The sequence below is a fragment of the Winogradskyella pulchriflava genome, assembly GCF_042434315.1.
Lineage (GTDB): Bacteria > Bacteroidota > Bacteroidia > Flavobacteriales > Flavobacteriaceae > Winogradskyella > Winogradskyella pulchriflava.
The window spans coordinates 176,488-193,842 of record NZ_JBHLTQ010000001.1 but is presented as its reverse complement, the minus strand read 5'-3'; the positions used below and the strand labels follow the sequence as shown (position 1 = coordinate 193,842).

Sequence of the window (17,355 nt, the reverse complement as noted above, 5' to 3'; positions counted from 1 at the left end):
GCCCTTTTAAGATTTTTAAGGTGATAAACTTTACTATTGAATTTTATTCAATTCGTAAGTGCCATTAGCAACATCCATCTTAACTCTATAAGAGCCTGCCGTTACAGTTATGTCATCTCCACCAGCATCAAGAGTTCCGTCAGCTCCAGTATCTCCAAAATCAGCTGCCCAATCATTATTTGCTCTAAACTTCATAGCACCATCTATAAGGGTAACAATGTCACCAACATATACGTCTGGTTGTACCTGTGTAAGAGCAAAATCAGGACCATCACTGCCCCAATTGTTATAAGCACTACCTACTATACCCCAAACATCACCGGCTTCAATTGTATAAACACCATTATTAAAGTCTAGAGTAATATTGTAATGCCCAGCTGTTACAGCGATATCATCTCCACCAGCATCGAGAGTTCCATCAGCGCCAACATCTCCAAAATCAGTTACCCATTCATTGTTTTGTCTGAATTTAATAAGACCATCAATAAGCCTTACACCAACTTTAAATGTATCTGTTGTGTAATCATAATAGAATTTTGCATCTGGACCTGCATTTCCCCAATCATTATAACCAGAACCAACAACACCCCAAGTAAAATCTTCGATTGTGTATGTATTAGCACCTAAATCTAATGTTATTTTATAGTCACCAGCTGTTACGTTAATGTCAGTACCACCTGCGTCTAAAGTTCCATCAGCACCTGTATCACCAAAGTCATTAACCCACTCATTATTTTCTCTAAACTTAATTGCTCCATCAATTAAAGTAACATAAGCAACGTAAACATCTGCTTGATCTGTTGTGTAGAATTGTCCATCAGCACCAGCATTTCCCCAATCATTATAGCCAGAACCAACAACACCCCAAGTTGAAGGCATAATTCCACTACTACCAGTTCCTGAACCTTCTAATAATTCAACATTTATTACTAAAGTATTTGAAAAAGCATCATTTGCTCCACCTGTATCACCAGCATACGCTCTAACTCTTACAGAGAAAGAACCTGTGTTTGGTGCAGGAGAATCTGGGTCATTGTCTAAACCTGCTTCTGTAGCAACAGCCATCATTTCACCAATTGTCATTGCAATTTCATTACCTGTAGTTGAAGATACCACACTAGCATCAGTGAAATCACCAGATACCGAACTTTGTAATTCATAAGTTGTATTGGTTGGTACACCAAAATCAGCACTTCCCCAAGTAAAACGCTCACCAAGGTTACTAGATGTGCCTTGAGAAAGTATATAATTGTCTATTGTAGAATTTGTGAATACAAATCCTTCAGGGTCTTGAGTTGTGAAAACAACGTCATCTTCAGTTTCACAACTATTAAAACTTATTAAGGCAAAGATGAAAAGGCCTAAAATTGATAATTTTTTCATGTTAATTCTTTAAAATGTTAATTAGTATCCTGTATTTTGATCTAAATTGGTGTTAATACCTAAATCTGTTGCTGGTAATGGCATTACATCTCTGTAAGATTCGCTAGTTGCACCTTGTTGAACTCCACCTTTCCATTGCCATATACCATTGTCTGAGAATTGGTCAAAACGTATTAAGTCTGTTCTTCTATGACATTCCCAGTATAATTCTCTTGAACGTTCATCTAGGATGAAGTCTAAGTCTAAGTCAACTTGAGAAATATTTCCACTAGTATTACCATAAGCACGAACTCTTAATTCATTAATGTAATCAACAGCTGTAGCCATAGATCCACCACCACCTTGTATAACAGCTTCGGCATACATTAAGTAAGCATCTGCTAGTCTAAACATAGGGAAATCTATATCAGTGTGATCACCAGAGGTGTCAGAACCAGCAATTCCATTTACATCTACATTACGATATTTTGTTAAAGCGTATCCATCTGTAAAAGTTGCCAGGTTATTGATGTCTTTAGTCTGCCCATCCGTATAAATTAAAGCACGTCCGTCTGCAGAATTTTCTTCACCAGGAAAACGCTCAACAAAAGAAGGCGTGGTTCTTACACCAAACCATCCACCATTAATTCCAAAGTCTGAAGGATTCATTGATCCACCAACAGGTGCATGAGTCATAAATGTCATACCTCCAAAAGCTTGTGTATTTAATCCATCGAAAGGAATTGTAAATATCACTTCTTCTTGTGCGCCATTTGAATCATTATCTGCTAAAAAAGAATAATAATATGGTGTGTCAGGAATAGTATAGCCAGCTGTAATGATATTGTTAGTGTAAGTAATTACATCGGCATAACGAGGCGTGCCAGTATATACTTCAGCATTAAGGTAAATTTTAGCTAATACCATCCATGCAGCAGCTCTGTCAGCTCTACCGTATTCATTTCCACGTGGAGCTTCTAAATCGTCTATAATGTCTAATAGCTCAGCTTCTATATAATCAAATAAATCTGCTCTCTGTATTTGAGGAGGTAAAAATGCTCCAACAGGATCGTCCTCTGTTATAAAAGGAGGATTAGCAAATAAATCCATAGCATGCCAATAAGTTAAAGCTCTTAAAAAGCGAGCTTCAGCTCTAAAGACTTGAATGTCTGCTCTTAATTCCGAACTTACACCTCTACTGTCTAATTTAGAACTAGTAGTTTGGCGAAGATACTCATTAGTTAATGCTACTTGATACATTAATCTGCTGTACATTGTTCTAATGAACTCATTTCCAGAGGTCCATACTTGACCGTGTAAATCTTGAATTGTACCATCGTTCCATGCAATTACTGCTTCATCAGTAGTAAGCTCTTGCATTTTCCAATACAATCTAAGATAGTTGGAGAATCCTTCATCTAATCCAGCTAAATCAGGTGCGCCAGCTGGACCTTCTTGTCCACTTAAAGAAATACCTGCATATAATTTAGCTAAAAACTGCTTATAAGCAGCTGGGTCTTCAAAAGCAGCATCAGCCGTAAGACGTGCGTCTTCTGGATGTAAGTTAAGTCTATCTTCACACGATTGCATAAATATTGCAAGAGTGAAGACAAGCAAAATACTTTTAATTGTTCTTAACATCATAGCTTTGTTGTTTATATAATTATTTTTCATTTTTTTTAAAAAGAAACGTTAATACCTAATACTATATCCCTTGTTCTTGGATAGAAATTGTTTTCAATACCGTTAGATATTTCTGGATCTAAACCATCATATTCTGTTATAACAAATAGGTTAGTTGCAGTTAATGATGTTCTTAATGTTATTTTTTCGAAAGGAATAGTATATCCTAGGGAGATATTATCTAATCTCACAAAATCAGCACGTTGTATATACAAGTCAGAGAATAATTCTTGATTTGTAAAACCTGTATCCAAATAACTTGCATGCGCATTTGCTTGGTAACCTGGTTGGTTAACTACAGCATTTAAGTTACCTCTATCTGATGCACTATTATTATAAACATAATTACCAAAACTACCTCTAAAAGTAAAGTTTAAGTCTAAGTTTTTATATCTAAGGTTATTAGTAAATCCTATAAAAGCATCAGGAGTAGCTTTTTTGTATGCTTGTCTGTCTGCTTCAGTGATTTGATTGTCTCCATTAACATCTACATAAGCTCCTTCAATAGGATCGCCATTATTATCGTATACTTGGCGGAATACAAAGAAAGTTGATGGGTCATAACCAGGTTTCCATAACTGAATTGTATTACCTACACCTCCAGAGATACCTCCAGTTGGTATAAAGTAATCTGCATCATCCGAAAGGTTTAATTTTGTGATTTCTCTTTCTTGGAAAGTTACATTAAAATTAGTGTCCCAATCAAAATCTTCTTTCTGAATAATAACACCATTTAAACCTATCTCTAGACCACGACTTGTCATTTCACCAACGTTGGTAGTAAGTAAATCTGTAAGGTTTGCACCAGCAGGTACTGGTACTCTAGACAATAAATCTTTTGTATCTCTGTAATATGCATCAATTGTACCTGTAAGTCTATTGTTAAAGAAACCAAAGTCCAAACCTACGTTATACTGAGTCGTTTCTTCCCACTTTAATTCTTCATCAAATCCTTCAGGTCTTAAAGTTTCAATAAAAATTGGGTCACCATTTGGTTGTGTTCCAAATTGAATGCTTGCAGCATTGTTTCTTGAAGGAGTATAAATACCTAAATAACCATAGTTAGGTCCAATTTCTTGTTGCCCTGTTACACCCCAACCAGCTCTTAGTTTTAAATTAGAGAAGAAGGAATTTTCCATAAAACTCTCATTCATTAATTTCCAACCTAGAGAAACACCTGGGAAATAACCAATTCTATTCTTTTCGCTAAATCTAGAAGAACCATCACGTCTAAAACTTGCAGAGATTAAATACTTATCTGAGATATCAAATCTAGCTCTAGCAAAATAAGACTCAAGTGCATTTCTATTGATATCAGTATTACTTATATTGGTATTAGTTGTTCTGTCAAAAAAACTGCGAATAAAAAATTCTTGAAATGCATGTCCAGCAGTAATATCCACATTAGTATTAATAGATTCAATATCTGTAGTATAGTTCAAATAGAAATCTAAAGATGTGTTACGGTTCATACCATTAGAAACCTCATTTGTAGCAAATGCATCTGGATTATTAGGATTAGGACCACTATACAAGTGACCATCATTTTCAGCATAATCCAAACCTGCATTTAAATTGAAGCGTAACCCTTCTAAAAATGGTATTTTATAGTCCACATTAAAGTTTGATATAACTCTTTTAATAGTCTGTCTGCTTTCGTACTCATCTAATAAATATAATGGGTTAGCAGGTGCTAAATTAGCACTAGAACCGTATTGGGTATAGTTTCCGTTTTCATCATACACTGGCTGTGTAGGGTCAAAAGAGATAGCTGCACCAATGGCACCTTCGTTAGCATAAGAAAATTCATCTTGAACCACTTTAGCAACTAAAGTTAATTTAAGATCGTTATCCAATAAGCGTTGAACAAAAGATGTATTAAAACCAGTTCTTTCATATAAATCATCTAAAGGACCTTCTTGTGAAACATGATTAAAGTTAACTCTAAAGTTGAAGTTTTCATAACCTTTAGATACAGTTAAATTGTGAATAGCACCAGTTCCTGTAGTGTAGATTTTGTCTTGCCAATTTGTACTTGCATTTCCTAAAGTAGCTGAGTCAAAATTTGGATCAGAAGCTAAACTTCTATATTCTGAAGCAGATAATACATCAACGGTGTTTGTTACTTTTCTTGTCGTAGCTTGTACTCCATACTCAACTTTAAAAGGTTGGTTAGCAGATCCTTTTTTAGTTGTAATTAAAATTACACCATTAGAAGCTCTAGAACCATAAATAGCTGTGGCAGAAGCATCTTTTAAAACAACAAAGTCTTCAATATCCGCAGGGTTAATAGCATTTAATGCACTACGACTTCCTTGTGCACCACCTCGTTGGTCAATTGGTAATCCGTCTATTACAATTAAAGGATCATTTGTAGCTGATAATGAAGCACCACCTCTAATTCTAATTTCCCCACCTTCACCAGCAGCACCACCTCCAGAGGTAATACGTACACCGGCAGCTTTACCAGCAATAAGTTGCTGAGGAGCAACAATAGCTCCGCGGTTAAAATCTTCGTCGCCAACTTTATCAACTGAGCCTGTGGCATCTTGCTTAGTGGTAGAACCATAACCAATTAAGACAATTTCGTCTAACTGGGCAGCATCTTCCTGAAGCGTTACATTAATTGTAGATTGACCATTATATACTATCTCTTGTGAGGTATAACCCAAATAAGAAATTACTATAGTCTCTCCTTGATTAACTTCTAAGGAAAATTTACCGTCAAAATCAGTAGCAGTTCCTCGAGAAGTTCCTTTAATAATAACATTTACGCCAGGTAATGGCATTGCGTCTGCTTTGTCTGTAACCGTACCAGTCACTGTTGTTTGAGCCAACAATGTTGCGGGTACCATAATTAAACAGATAAGTAAAGCATTTAAGAATGTTTTCATAAAATGTTTTTAAATTATTTCTTAGTTTATTGATTTATATTTTCACTTCTTGGGTTAAATCTAAGTAAAATTTATGTGTTTTAATTGTTAAAACCCTTTACTACAGGTACGAAAACGTTTTCGTGTTAAAAACTTTTTGGAAATTATGGAATAATGAGTTAAAATAATGAAAAAATAAGGTTTTGTCAATTATTAGCTGTTAAAAATTATAATAGTAAAATGCAATCCATTTTATTTGACTTATCTTCGTTTTGTAATGCAATTGTTTTTTATAATTTTTACTATTGCAATAAATGAAAGTAGTTTTCCCTAAGTAATACCCATTTATGAAAAGAAAAATAACCCTTAAACAAATAGCTAAAGAATTAGATGTGTCTATTTCAACGGTTTCAAAAGCCCTACGAAATAGTGTAGAAATTAGTGAGGATACAAAACAGAAGGTTCAGGCCTTTGCTAAACTATATAATTACAGGCCAAATAATATTGCCTTAAGTCTTAAGAACAGAAAAACCAATACTATTGGAATTATCATACCAGAGATTGTACACCATTTTTTTTCCAAGGTAATAAGAGGTGTTGAGTTGGTTGCCAACAAAAGAGGTTATAATGTTATTATTGGTTTGTCAAATGAATCTTTTTCCAAGGAGGTTATAAATATGGAAATGCTTGCTAATGGAAGTATTGATGGGTTTATTCTCTCTATTTCTAAGGAGACACTACGACAGCAAGATTATCATCATTTTAACGAAACTATGAGCCAAGGGATGCCTATTGTAATGTTTGATAGAGTTGTGTCTGATATTAAGTGTGATAAGGTTATTGTTGATGATTTTAATGGTGCAAAAAATGCTGTTGAAAAATTAATTTCCAATAAGTGCAAATCAATTGCTTTAATAACAACTAAGGACTATGTAAGCGTAGGGAAGTTAAGAACTCAAGGATATCTTGAAGCTTTACAAGAAAACAAAATAACACCAGAAGCTGATTTGATTCTAAAAATGGATGATACGTTAGACTATGAAGTTCATTTGGAAGCATTAGAAAGTGAAATAGAGCAACTTTTTAAGTCTAATAAAAAAATTGATGGTGTATTTGCAGTTAATGAATTATATGCTTTATCAGCAATGAAAGTTGCTAGAAAATTAGGCTTGAATGTCCCAGAGGATATACAGGTCATTGGGTTTACGGATGGTGTGCTGTCAAAACACTCAACCCCTAGTTTAACAACGGTTAGCCAGCATGCGCAACAAATGGGAGAAAAAGCAGCACATCTATTAATTGATAAAATTGAAACGGAGTTTGATACCGAAGAAGAACAATTTCAAACAGTGGTTATTGCTACAGAATTAATAGAACGAGAATCCACCAAATAGAAATTTAACTTTGCCAAGTTAAAATAATACTTATCTTTACCTCATAATCAAAACTTATATTTTCACTTCTACAAATAAGTTTTGATAAGCTAGGCTTGTCAGAATAGTATAAATTTAATGGTACTATTTTATGAAAAAGCGTATTCTCGGATTTTGGGAAATTTGGAACATGAGTTTCGGTTTCTTGGGTATTCAATTTGGTTTTGCTTTACAAGGTGGCTTTATGTCACGAATTTTTCAAACACTTGGTGCGGATAAACATGATATCCCACTATTATGGATTGCGGCACCACTAACAGGTTTGTTGGTTCAGCCCATAATAGGTTACATGAGTGACAGAACTTGGCATTCACGTTTTGGTCGAAGACGACCATACTTTCTTATTGGAGCCATTTTAAGTTCCATTGCTTTATTTTTTGTGCCTTATTCACCAACCTTATGGGTAGCTGCAGGTTTTCTGTGGATTTTAGATGCATCAATTAATATTTCTATGGAGCCTTTTAGAGCTCTAGTAGCGGATAAGTTAGATGAATCTCAACGAACTTACGGTTTTGTAATGCAAACTCTAATTATTGGTATTGGTACTTGGGTTGCAAGTAATTTACCATGGTTAGTTTCTAACATGGGTGTGAGTGATTCTGCGGACTTAGGTGTAGTGCCAGATTCTGTGAAAATTGCATTTGCAATTGGAGCGTTCGTTTTCTTAGTCAGTATTTTATATACAGTGTTTACTACTACAGAATATCCTCCAGAAGACATGGAAGAATTTGAAAGAGAAAAAGCTCAAAAAAGTAGTTTTGTTTCAGATATTGTAAATAACATTGGTAACATGCCTTCTACAATGAAGAAATTGGGTGTTATTCAGTTTTTTAGTTGGTTTGCTTTCTTTACTATGTGGAGTATGGCTAATCCAGCGTTGACCGAACATGTTTATAATACACCAGCTCCGATTGAAGCTAATTTTGATATGACTACTATTGAAGGAGAGGAAGCTTACGCTATTGAGAATACAGCGTTTCAAAAAGCATCAAATTCAGTTGGTTCTGCAATGGGAGTTTATGGATTGTCGTCAATGGCATTTGCATTACTATTTGTGTTTTACACTTCAAAACGAAATGTCAATAGAAAATATGTTCACATGCTGTCTTTATTTTTAGGTGGTGCAGGATTTTTATTAATGATGGTGGTTTCACCAGAACAACTCAAATATTGTTTCATATTAATTGGTATTGCTTGGGGAAGTATCCTCTCCATGCCTTATGCTATGTTATCTAGTTCAGTTGATCCTAAAAAAATGGGAATGTTTATGGGTATTTTCAATATGTTTATTGTAATACCTCAAATTATTGCAGCGCTTGGTGGTATCAACTTTATTTCAGGACTTTTAGGCGAAGAGGCTATCCACGCAATGACAATTGCAGGCATAAGTTTATTGATAGCGGGTTTAAGTAATTTATTGATTACAGACAAAGCAGCAATATCATATCAACCTACAGAATAAAAAATAAAAATGAACAAAAAAGGATTCATATTCGATTTAGATGGTGTCATTGTAGATACCGCAAAATATCACTTTTTAGCTTGGAGAAAACTCGCTAATAGTGTTGGAGTAGATTTTACAGAAACTCAAAATGAGCAACTTAAAGGTGTTAGCCGAAAAAGATCATTAGAAAAAATATTGGAATGGGGTAATAAATCCCTTTCAGGTGATGAGTTCAATAGGCTTATGGCTTTAAAAAACGAAGATTACTTAAGTCATGTCAATACTATGGACGAAAGTGAAATTCTTCCAGATGTCCCTAAAATATTGAATTATCTAATTAAAGAAAAGCAACCTATAGCTTTAGGCTCTGCAAGTAAAAATGCACAAACGATTTTAGAGAGGGTAAATCTGCTTTCTAAATTCAATACCATAGTAGATGGTAATGGAGTAACAAAGGGTAAACCAAATCCAGAAGTATTTCTAAATGCAGCAAAAAATTTAGGAGTAGAAGCAGATCAATGTATTGTTTTTGAAGATGCTCAAGCAGGAATTGAAGCTGCAAATGCTGCCAATATGGTTTCAATAGGTATTGGAGAAAAAGATGTGCTGCAAAATGCAGATTACGTTTTTAAGGACTTTACCGAAATCTCAGAAGATTTTATAAATACACTAATCAATAATTAAAAAACAAATGCTTTAAAATTATAGAGCATATACAATAAAAACACACATGAATCTAGATTATATCATACCAAACCCTTGGTCAATCTTAGAAGAAGGATTCGATCCAGATCAAGTAAAAGCATCAGAAAGTTTATTTAGCATAGGTAATGGTGCTATGGGACAACGTGCCAATTTTGAAGAAAAATACTCTGGACCAACGTTTCAAGGAAGTTATATAGCTGGTGTTTACTATCCAGATAAAACCAGAGTAGGTTGGTGGAAAAATGGTTATCCAGAATATTTCGCTAAAGTGTTGAATGCACCAAACTGGATAGGTATCAACGTTTCCGTTAACGGAGAAGCTCTAGATCTTCATACCTGTAAAAAAGTAGACAACTTTAAAAGGGAACTCAATATGAAAGAAGGTTGGCTCTCTAGAAGTTTTACAGCAACACTTCAAAATGATATAGAAATTGAAGTTACCACAAAACGTTTCTTAAGCTTGGATATGGACGAATTAGGTGCGATTAACTATTCGGTTAAGTCATTAAATTCTGATGCTACCATAACCTATCAACCTTATTTAGATAGTGGTATTACCAATGAGGATACTAATTGGGATGATAAATTTTGGGATACGCTAAGTGTTTCACAAGATAATGAGAAGGCATTCATTACTGCTAAAACTATGAAAACAGGTTTTCACACCTGTACATTTATGGCATCTCAATTATTTATCAATGATAATGAAGTTAAGATTCAGCCTAAAGTAGATAAATCGGAAACCTATATTTCGTTTTCTTATGCTCAAAAAGTAAATAAAGGCGACACATGTTCTATTCATAAATTCGGTGGTTATACGGTTGACAGAAATCATCAAAAAGACGAATTGATAGCTGCTGCCAAAACCGTTTTAGACAAAGCAATAAGTGCTGGATTTTCTAACCTTTTGGAAACCCAAAAGCAAGCTTGGACTAAAATTTGGGATATGGCAGATATCACCATTGAAGGTGATATAAAAGCCCAACAAGGAATTAGATTTAATATTTTTCACTTAAACCAAACCTATTTAGGTACAGATGCCACCTTAAATATTGGACCAAAAGGGTTTACAGGCGAAAAATATGGTGGAAGTACCTATTGGGATACGGAAGCTTATTGTATTCCGTTTTATATGGCTACTAAAGACCAAAGTGTAGCTAGAAATCTATTGACTTACAGATATAAGCACTTAGAAAAAGCAATTGAAAATGCTGAAAAATTGGGCTTTTCAAATGGAGCGGCTTTATATCCAATGGTAACCATGAATGGCGAAGAATGCCATAATGAATGGGAAATTACCTTTGAAGAAATCCATAGAAATGGAGCTATAGCTTTCGCAATTTTTAACTACTACAGATACACAGGAGATTTTAGTTATATACCAGAAATGGGACTAGAAGTTTTAATTGGTATAGCGCGTTTTTGGCATCAAAGAGCAACATTTTCAGCGGATAAGAATAAGTATGTGATTTTAGGAGTTACAGGCCCTAACGAATACGAAAACAATGTTAATAACAATTGGTACACAAATTACATTGCGCAATGGTGTATTAATTATGCTCTAGATAATATTGAAAAGGTTAAAGAAGGGTACGAAGATGATTATATGCGTATTGTAGGTAAAACCAGGATTACCCATACAGAATTAGCATCATGGAAAAAAATTGCTGACAATATGTTTTTTCCTTACGATGAAGAGCGCAACATCTACTTACAACAAGATGGCTTCCTAGATAAAGAATTAATTACAGTAGCAGATTTAGACCAATCACAACGCCCAATTAACCAAAAATGGTCTTGGGACCGCATTTTGCGTTCACCTTACATAAAGCAAGCAGATACACTCCAAGGTATGTATTTCTTTGAAGATCAATTTACCACCGAAGAATTAGAGCGTCATTTCGATTTTTACGAACCATTTACAGTACATGAGAGTTCACTATCTCCATGTGTTCATAGTATTCAAGCAGCGAAGTTAGATCGCATGGAACAGGCCTATACCTTCTATTTAAGAACATCGCGTTTAGATTTAGATGACTATAATCACGAAGTACACGAAGGTTTACATATCACTTCAATGGCAGGTACTTGGATGAGTATTGTTGAAGGTTTTGGAGGCATGCGAGTTAAAAATGATACGTTAACTTTTGAACCTAAAATCCCAGAACAATGGGAAGCCTATTCATTTAAAGTTAATTTTAGAAACCAGATTCTAAAAGTAAATGTCAGTCAAAATGAAACACAATTTGAATTGGAAGGAGATGCTGAACTTCAAATTATGGTTAATGGAAAAACAGTGACTATTTCACCAAACAATTTGGTAACGGTATAAAATAATTGATTGCTCTAAATCAAGAACATTAAAAATTAAAAGTATGAAAAACACATTAAAAATGCTTTCAATATGCGTGCTTGTTTTAATGGCATCTTGTAAAGAGAGTACTTCAAAAGAAAGCGAAGTCCATATTGATAATCCGGTTGAAGAAGCTAGTGATATAGACCGAATAGAGCCACCACATTGGTGGACTGGGTTCAAAAATTCTAAGCTTCAACTTTTAGTAAAACATCCTAATATTGGTAGTGCAACTCCAGAAATTTCGCATTCGGGAGTTACGCTTGTTAAATTTCATAAAGCGGATAGTCCTAACTATTTGTTTTTGGATTTAGAAATTTCTGAAACTGCAAATGCAGAGAAGTTCAATATTAGATTTAAACTTGATGACGATTCAGAATTAATTCAAACTTACGAATTAAAATCGCGCGAGATATCAGCAGAAGATTATGTTGGTTTCGACAGTTCTGATGCTATTTATCTTATTACGCCAGACCGTTTCGCCAATGCAAACCCAGAAAATGATGAGGTAGAAGGTTTGTTGCAACAAGGCATCGATAGAACTCATGGCTATGCACGTCATGGTGGAGATTTACAAGGTATTACAGAGCATTTGGACTATATTGATGATTTAGGGTTTACCGCTGTTTGGCCGTGCCCTGTACTCATTAACGATATGCCAAGTGGTTCTTATCATGGTTATGCTATGACAGATTTTTACAAGGTGGATCCAAGATTCGGGACTTTAGATGAGTATAAAAAACTCGCTGATGAACTAAGAAACAGAGACATGAAACTTATCATGGATCAGGTGGCTAATCATTGTGGGTTAGAACATTGGTGGATGAAAGATTTACCATTTAAAGATTGGGTAAATTATCAAGATTATTATCTCGAAAATATTGATAATTGGAACAGGGAAACAACTAAAATGTCTAACCATAGACGAACCACAAATCAAGATCCTTATGCAGCAAAAATGGATAATGATGGTATGTCTCAAGGTTGGTTTGTGCCAGATATGCCAGATTTAAATCAACGTAACCCGTTCATGGCTAATTACATTATTCAAAATAGTATTTGGTGGGTAGAAACCTTAGGCTTAGGTGGCATCCGTCAAGACACCTATCCATATCCAGATAAAGCATTTATGAGCGATTGGGCAGGTGCAATAATGACTGAGTATCCTAATTTTAGTATTGTTGGTGAAGAGTGGAGTTACAATCCGCTTTTAATTGCATATTGGCAAGAAGGTCATGAAAATAAGGATGGCTACGATTCTAATTTAAAATCATCAATGGATTTTGCCATGCAAAAACATATTATTGATGCTTTAAACGAAGAAGAATCTTGGGATAAAGGTCTCGTTAAAATGTACGAAGGATTAGCTAACGATTTTGCTTATACCTCACCAAAAGATATCATGGCATTTTTAGATAATCATGATAAAAGTCGTGTTTATACTGAATTAAAAGGTGATGCAGTTAACACCAAAATAGCATTGAGTTACTTGTTAATGTTGCCAAGAATACCGCAGATTTATTATGGTACAGAAATCTTAATGGACGATTTTGATAATCCAGGAGATCACGGATTGATTAGAACGGATTTCCCTGGAGGTTGGGAAGGAGATAAGGTGAATGCATTTACAGGAGAAGGATTGTCTGCTGAACAAAAAGACATGCAATCTTATCTCAAAAAAATATTGAATTACAGAAAAACAAGTGAAGCCATTCACGAAGGTGAAACTAAACATTTTGCACCTTTTATGGGCACTTATTTTTTATATCGCACTAAAGGAGATGAAACAGTTGTGCATATCATCAATAAGAATAATAAACCTATTGAAATAGATTTAAAATATCACGAGGAAATGGGTTTAAAAGGTAAGACGCTTAAAAATATAATTTCTGGAGAAACGATGACTTGGGGAGACAGCATTAAGTTGAATGAAAAAGGGAGTTTAATATTAACAACAAAATTATAATCCATGAAAAATGTTTGCTATGCACTAATTCTATTGGTTTTGCTATCCTGTAAAAATAAAACGAAGGAGGTTGAAGTTAACGAGGCTGAAACTACAATTAGTTTACCAAAGGTAAGGTTTCAACATCTAAAAGACATCACGCTTTATAAAGGTGAAATACATCGAGTTGCTAATTTTCCATCAAAATATATTCAATCGAGACCAGTTGATGTATGGTTACCAGAAAGTTATGTTGAAAATAAGGATTATGCGGTGTTGTACATGCATGATGGGCAAATGTTATTTGATAGCACGACCACATGGAATAAACAAGAATGGAAAGTAGATGAATGGGCTAGTAAACTAATGGATGATGATAGAGTTAAAGATTTTGTAGTAGTAGCTATTCATAATATCCCAGAAAACCGTTGGCAAGATTTATTCCCTCAAAAAGCCTTTTATCTTTTAGATAAATCAAGCCAAGAAGATCTTTTGAGTCAAGCGACAAATACTAATGCTGATTCTAAGTTTAATAGTGATAATTATTTAAAATTTATAATCGAAGAATTAAAACCAACTATAGATGAAGCTTATTCTGTTCATACTAATAGAGAAAACACATTTGTAATGGGAGCTAGTATGGGTGGCTTAATGTCAATGTATGCAATTTCAGAATATCCAGAAATATTTGGAGGTGCTGCATGTGTTTCGACACATTGGCCAGGTGCTGGATTAGAAGAAAACAATCCTTTACCAGATGCTATTTTTAAATATATGGAAGCTAATTTACCAAAAGCAGGTGTGCATAAATTGTATTTCGATTATGGTAACAAAACGTTAGACGAACATTATCCGCAATACGCACCAAGAGTTAACGAAATTTTAAAATCAAAAGGCTATACAGAAACGGATTCTAAAAATTTATTTTTTGAAGGTGCAGACCATTCAGAAAACTCTTGGAACGCAAGATTAGATCAGCCTTTAATATTTTTGTTGGGAAACTAATTTTATCGTTAACAGACCTGTCAGGTTTTCAAAACCTGACAGGTCTAGAAGAGCCCAATTGAAACAAATCCTGCAAGGTTTTAAAACCTTGTAGGTATAAAAACATAAAATGAAATACTTAATTTTCTTTATAACACTCCTACTTTATACAGTTTCAATAACTGCTCAAAACGTTGAGCGTATTTTTATTGAACCTGAGAATATAAATAATGGAGCACAGGTTGCAATAAGAGTGTATGATGGCTATTATTTAATTAGACCATTTTCTTCTAATATTATAGAGACCACATTTGTGCCAAGAGGCGAAATGCTAAATCCAGAATCTCATACAGTAACCACTGAGCCTAATACTTCTAAATTTGAAATTTTACAAAGAGGTCAAGATATTCTGCTAACTACTAAATCAGGTTTAAAAGTAATAATCACAAAAAGCCCATTCCAAATCTCTTACTACTACAAAGATAAATTAATCACATCCGAAAAGCGAGGCTACTACAAAAGCAAGCACGAACCCATGGATATGGTCAAAGGCAACATCGTTGCTGATTCCACTGAAAAAATAGAATTCAACCTCACAAAAGATGAGGTTCTTTATGGTGGAGGAGCAAGAGCCTTGGGAATGAATCGCAGAGGTTATCGTTTACCATTGTACAATAGAGCGCACTATGGCTACGAAACCGAATCACAATTGATGAATTTTACATTGCCAATAGTCTTGTCTTCAAACAAATACATGATTCATTTCGATAACGCACCCATTGGCTATTTAGATTTAGATAGTAAAAGTGATAACACCTTAACCTACGAAACTATTTCTGGTCGTAAAACCTATCAAATTATAGTAGGTGACACTTGGTACGACATCATGGATAATTATACTTATTTAACAGGAAAACAGCCCATGCTACCACGTTGGGCATTAGGTAATTTTTCAAGCAGATTTGGTTACCATTCTCAGGAAGAAGTAGAAATGACGATTGATAAATTCAAAGAAGAAGAAATTCCGGTAGATGCCATCATTCTAGATTTATATTGGTTCGGAAAAGACATTAAAGGCACTATGGGAAATTTGGAAGTCTTTAGAGATTCATTTCCGGATTTTGAAGGCATGGTAAAACGTCTCAATGATAAAGGCGTAAAAACGATTACTATAACAGAGCCTTTTATTTTAACGACCTCGAAAAGATGGGAAGAAGCTGTTGCGAAAGATGTTTTAGCAAAAGATTCTATCGGTAATCCTGCTAAATACGATTTCTATTTTGGCAACACAGGACTAATAGACATTTACAAACCCGAAGGAGAACAATGGTTTTGGAACATCTACAAAGATTTAGCCAATAAAGGAGTGGCTGGAGTTTGGGGAGACTTGGGAGAACCCGAAGTGCATCCCAATTGGGTGCAACATCATACAGGAAACGCAGATGAAGTGCATAATATTTATGGACACGATTGGGCGAGACTAATTTACGAAGGATACCAACGCGATTTTCCAGATACAAGACCATTCATTTTAATGCGAGCAGGTTATTCTGGTTCACAACGTTACGGAATGATTCCATGGTCGGGAGATGTCAATAGAACTTGGGGAGGATTGCAATCTCAACCCGAAATTGCACTACAAATGGGAATGCAAGGCATGGCTTACATGCATAGTGATTTAGGCGGATTTGCAGGAGCTAATTTGGATGATGAACTCTATGTGCGTTGGTTACAATATGGAGTTTTCAATCCCATATTTAGACCACATGCACAAGAGGATGTACCAAGTGAGCCTGTTTTTAGAAGTGAAAAAGCTAAACGACTAGCGAGTTTTGCCATTGCGATGCGTTATAGATTATTACCATATAACTATAATTTGGTGTACGAAAATCATAAATATGGAAAGCCGTTAATGCGTCCTCTGTTGTTCGAAGAACCAAGCAATCCAGAATTATTCAATTATTCAAAAACCTATTTATGGGGAAATGATATTTTGGTCTCGCCAGTTTTGGAAGCTGGTAAAAAAGAGCAAGAAATTTACTTCCCAAAAGGTTCAAAGTGGTTTGATATTGAAACCGATAAGATTACTGAAGGAGGCACAGCAAAAACCGTTCAGTTAAGAGAAGATTTTATTCCGGTTTATGTGAGAGCAGGTGCTTTTATTCCATTAACTGATTTGGTTCAAACTACCGAAAATTATGATGATAGTACATTTCAATTACAATACTACCACGATGATTCCGTAAAGCAATCTAAACGAGAATTGTATTTTGATGATGGAAAAACTGCTAACCCAATAGGGAACGAAGCCTTTCAGATTTTAAAGTTTGAAGTTGAGCAAAAAGGCAATTGGCTAGAAATTGAGTTTGAAGCTAAAACAGGAAAAAACTATGCAGCCACAACAAAAAAGATTGTTTTAACAATTCATAATATTCTGAACAAGCCGAAGAAAATTAAAGTTGGAAATAAAAAGGTAGAAGGTTCATATAATGCTAAATATAAAACCTTAACAATTGATGTGTTTTGGGATACTTCAATAGAAAAAGAAATCAAAATAAAACTTAAAAAATAAG

Annotated in this window: 10 protein-coding genes; 7 read left to right on the top strand and 3 right to left on the bottom strand. The window is 34.6% G+C overall.

Annotation, left to right across the window (positions count from 1 at the left end; all coding sequences use genetic code 11):
* Window positions 1-33: 33 nt before the first annotated feature.
* From ACFFGA_RS00830 to ACFFGA_RS00820, 3 genes are read right to left on the bottom strand one after another with little or no spacing between them, the layout of a single operon-like run.
* A complete protein-coding gene (locus ACFFGA_RS00830; protein ID WP_386058273.1) occupies window positions 34-1,383 on the bottom strand; it encodes a SusE domain-containing protein in 1,350 nt (449 codons plus the stop codon).
* Between the two features lie 21 nt (window positions 1,384-1,404).
* A complete protein-coding gene (locus tag ACFFGA_RS00825; RefSeq protein ID WP_386058270.1) occupies window positions 1,405-3,036 on the bottom strand; it encodes a RagB/SusD family nutrient uptake outer membrane protein in 1,632 nt (543 codons plus the stop codon).
* A 5-nt stretch (window positions 3,037-3,041) separates the two neighbouring features.
* On the bottom strand, window positions 3,042-5,939 hold the full coding sequence (locus tag ACFFGA_RS00820) for a SusC/RagA family TonB-linked outer membrane protein (RefSeq protein WP_386058267.1): 2,898 nt from the start codon (window positions 5,937-5,939) through the stop codon (window positions 3,042-3,044).
* 326 nt (window positions 5,940-6,265) lie between these two features.
* Between ACFFGA_RS00820 and ACFFGA_RS00815 the strand changes: the two genes are divergently transcribed.
* From ACFFGA_RS00815 to ACFFGA_RS00785, 7 genes are all read left to right on the top strand, one after another.
* A complete protein-coding gene (locus ACFFGA_RS00815; protein WP_386058264.1) occupies window positions 6,266-7,312 on the top strand; it encodes a LacI family DNA-binding transcriptional regulator in 1,047 nt (348 codons plus the stop codon).
* Window positions 7,313-7,442: 130 nt separating this feature from the next.
* Window positions 7,443-8,813, top strand: a complete 1,371-nt coding sequence (locus ACFFGA_RS00810) for an MFS transporter (protein WP_386058262.1) — start codon at window positions 7,443-7,445, stop codon at window positions 8,811-8,813.
* 9 nt (window positions 8,814-8,822) lie between these two features.
* On the top strand, window positions 8,823-9,479 hold the full coding sequence (gene pgmB, locus ACFFGA_RS00805; protein WP_386058259.1) for a beta-phosphoglucomutase: 657 nt from the start codon (window positions 8,823-8,825) through the stop codon (window positions 9,477-9,479).
* A 46-nt stretch (window positions 9,480-9,525) separates the two neighbouring features.
* The gene (gene mdxK / locus ACFFGA_RS00800; RefSeq protein ID WP_386058256.1) at window positions 9,526-11,832 is read left to right on the top strand and encodes a maltose phosphorylase MdxK; all 2,307 of its coding nucleotides are present in this window, start codon (window positions 9,526-9,528) and stop codon (window positions 11,830-11,832) included.
* A 43-nt stretch (window positions 11,833-11,875) separates the two neighbouring features.
* A complete protein-coding gene (locus ACFFGA_RS00795) occupies window positions 11,876-13,819 on the top strand; it encodes a glycoside hydrolase family 13 protein (protein ID WP_386058253.1) in 1,944 nt (647 codons plus the stop codon).
* Between the two features lie 3 nt (window positions 13,820-13,822).
* A complete protein-coding gene (locus tag ACFFGA_RS00790; protein ID WP_386058251.1) occupies window positions 13,823-14,803 on the top strand; it encodes an alpha/beta hydrolase in 981 nt (326 codons plus the stop codon).
* Between the two features lie 109 nt (window positions 14,804-14,912).
* Window positions 14,913-17,354 (top strand): TIM-barrel domain-containing protein, encoded by a 2,442-nt coding sequence (locus ACFFGA_RS00785; RefSeq protein WP_386058249.1) that lies wholly within the window; start codon window positions 14,913-14,915, stop codon window positions 17,352-17,354.
* Window position 17,355 lies beyond the last annotated feature (1 nt).

Bases quoted from the DNA above. Each gene is read 5' to 3' on its own strand.
- ACFFGA_RS00830 (WP_386058273.1), bottom strand. From the start codon at position 1,383: ATGAAAAAATTATCAATTTTAGGCCTTTTCATCTTTGCCTTAATAAGT.
- ACFFGA_RS00825 (WP_386058270.1), bottom strand. From the start codon at position 3,036: ATGAAAAATAATTATATAAACAACAAAGCTATGATGTTAAGAACAATT.
- ACFFGA_RS00820 (WP_386058267.1), bottom strand. From the start codon at position 5,939: ATGAAAACATTCTTAAATGCTTTACTTATCTGTTTAATTATGGTACCC.
- ACFFGA_RS00815 (WP_386058264.1), top strand. From the start codon at position 6,266: ATGAAAAGAAAAATAACCCTTAAACAAATAGCTAAAGAATTAGATGTG.
- ACFFGA_RS00810 (WP_386058262.1), top strand. From the start codon at position 7,443: ATGAAAAAGCGTATTCTCGGATTTTGGGAAATTTGGAACATGAGTTTC.
- pgmB (WP_386058259.1), top strand. From the start codon at position 8,823: ATGAACAAAAAAGGATTCATATTCGATTTAGATGGTGTCATTGTAGAT.
- mdxK (WP_386058256.1), top strand. From the start codon at position 9,526: ATGAATCTAGATTATATCATACCAAACCCTTGGTCAATCTTAGAAGAA.
- ACFFGA_RS00795 (WP_386058253.1), top strand. From the start codon at position 11,876: ATGAAAAACACATTAAAAATGCTTTCAATATGCGTGCTTGTTTTAATG.
- ACFFGA_RS00790 (WP_386058251.1), top strand. From the start codon at position 13,823: ATGAAAAATGTTTGCTATGCACTAATTCTATTGGTTTTGCTATCCTGT.
- ACFFGA_RS00785 (WP_386058249.1), top strand. From the start codon at position 14,913: ATGAAATACTTAATTTTCTTTATAACACTCCTACTTTATACAGTTTCA.